Origin of the sequence: Thalassotalea sp. G20_0, from assembly GCF_017744175.1 — a bacterium.
GTDB lineage: Bacteria > Pseudomonadota > Gammaproteobacteria > Pseudomonadales > Endozoicomonadaceae > Endozoicomonas.
The window spans coordinates 1-2,333 of record NZ_JAGHQV010000155.1; the positions used below are offsets into that span (position 1 = coordinate 1).

At 38.0% G+C, this 2,333-nt stretch carries 2 protein-coding genes; both read right to left on the reverse strand.

The genetic code is table 11. The annotated features are described in order from the left end of the window. Window positions 1-185: 185 nt before the first annotated feature. Window positions 186-680 carry a TIR domain-containing protein gene (locus tag J7438_RS25140; protein WP_209278788.1) on the reverse strand — a complete coding sequence of 165 codons (495 nt, stop codon included), beginning with the start codon at window positions 678-680 and terminating at the stop codon, window positions 186-188. 11 nt (window positions 681-691) lie between these two features. Next, entirely contained in the window at window positions 692-2,128 is a 1,437-nt protein-coding gene (locus J7438_RS25145; RefSeq protein WP_209278789.1) for an SIR2 family protein, read from the reverse strand. Window positions 2,129-2,333: the final 205 nt, after the last annotated feature.

Here is a 2,333-nt window from a genome sequence, read left to right on the forward strand (position 1 = left end):
AGTATTTTGATATTCATTAAAATCTACTGCTGAAAATTTTACTCACCCTACAGTAACACAGGTTAAGTCACCTGAATGTAAGTAATTTCTCGCCAAGTGCTGCCATGCTTGGCTGTACGGCTAACGCTTGCATCAGCCGACGCCGAAGGCGGTCGGCTGGATGCACTTGTTACACGCAAATTGCACTATGCATATTCGTTTCTAGTTTCTATCGCCTCTTCAATCCAATCTTCTAAGTTTTCACTTATGTGATCGTAAACATATTTACTGCTTAAATATGGTGGATTCTTGAGGCTAACGATGCTCGATAGTTTTTTTCCATCAACAGTAAAATCTTCAAATGGATTCCTACCCTTTGAAGACTGATTTCCACTACTGTCCTTGAGATTGTGAATGCATATACCAATTAGCCCTTTACCGGATTCCCAAGCTTTTTTGATCTCGTACTTAATCCATTTTCGTCCTGCTGTTTTCTCTCCAACTAAAATCACAACAGCGGACTTTCCTTTCATTTGATCATCAATCCATTTCTGAATCGCTTTTTCACCACCTTTTTTGACGTCTTCCCAGTCGTTGTCATTTGCTGGTTTGTTACCTTCCACACTTCCAATATTTCTGACTTGTGAAGCTCTCCAGTTATCATTTTTGTAATGGAAGCTATAAAAAACTCTACGAGCCATAAGTTATCCTTTTACTTAGTTAATTTACTAACGATCTCTACGGTAGTTTCAATGACTTTGCTTCTGTCACTGTCACTACTACCAAGAGTTGAAAATAATCTTTTGATTTCATCTGAGCAATCTTTATTGAATGAGTCAAAGTCTGCGTTTACTTTCTCCCATAGCTCTTGAGCAACATAACCAGTGCAACCTATGGGAAGTAGAAATAGACCTTTGTCCTTTGCAATATCGAACTCTTCTTGCATTCCATTAGAGGGGATGACTTTTCCATCTACTATTTTATTTCCAAAAAGAAAGATGGAAACCCCAGAATAGGAGAGCATTTGTTCTCTGTACTTACTCCATAATTCTTTTTTATCTTGATCAGGCATTACGCTTTGTGGAAAAGGTTTCAGAATTAGTTGGTCATCGCTATGGTTGTTAGAGTTCATATATATTTCACTCAATGCACCTGATATTACCGCGCTACCAATACCTAGGCCAAACCCTGAAACAATTCGAAATTGTTTTTTTATCAGGTTCTTACTTAGATCATGAGTGAACTGCTCTGCACATTCTTTGCTCCAATCTCCAAAATCATGAGCAGCACCTGAAATAAAAACACTTTTAGAATTATGTTTCCTTTCTATAGTGCTTAGGAGTTCTGGAATTTCATCATAATCATCAATAAGTATTGTTCTAATGTTAAATCTTTTTAAGTCATTAATAAAATATTCTTGTTTCCTTTCTCTGTATTCGAATTCTACATCTGATTCATTGATATTTTGTGATACTTTCTTTTGAAAACAATAATGCCTTCTCTGATTTTTATTGTATGAAAGCCTAACTCTGCTCAATATATAGTCAAGGTTTGGATCTGTAAAACTAAACCCAATGAATATAAAGGTCTTTGAAACGAGGTCACCGGATAGGGCGGATAAAAAAGGCTGCATTTCAACATGATATGACTCGTAATCATCTTTGGTTAGAATGGCATCACTAGGATGATCAACATCTCCATGCATTTTGTATATTACAGCATCACGTCTTGGTTTAGTATGTGCCAGCTGCTCAACAGTATGCTTAACATCTGGTTTCCTACCATAATCAATTAATGTTTTTTCGATTAACTTATCGTAGTTCGTTGTCCAATAGTCTCTTATTGGTAGCCTGCTAAGAATTTTATGTGTTTCCGTGGACTGTGCATCTTTAGAAAATTCTTCAATGAGTAATTGATTTAATTTGCTTCTATTGGCTGAATTATCATTGCAATGGTATTGGGCAAGGCTTACAAGGTCTCTTTCTTTGCTTGTGTCTAGGCCTAATTCTTCTGCAATAGGTTCTAAAAGCTGTGCCCAATTCACAAACCCTGCTGGTGCTGAAAGGCCAGCACCAGCAAAGACTGCAACATTTTCATTTGAAAGTTCTTCAACAATATCTTTTACAAAAGTTCTCTTTGTGAGATCCACTTTCTATCCTTGATGATGATGTATGTTTTGCGTGTAACGCTCCCATCAAGCGCCGCCGTAGGCGGTCGCTTGGATGGGCTTGTTGAACCAAGCCGCTAACGCGGCAAAAAATACCGTTCATTCCAGCCACCCCACCATTGCCAATACTTCCTGATATCCGTACCACTCCGGCGCGGCTTATATAAGGAAGCAACATGGAACGTTC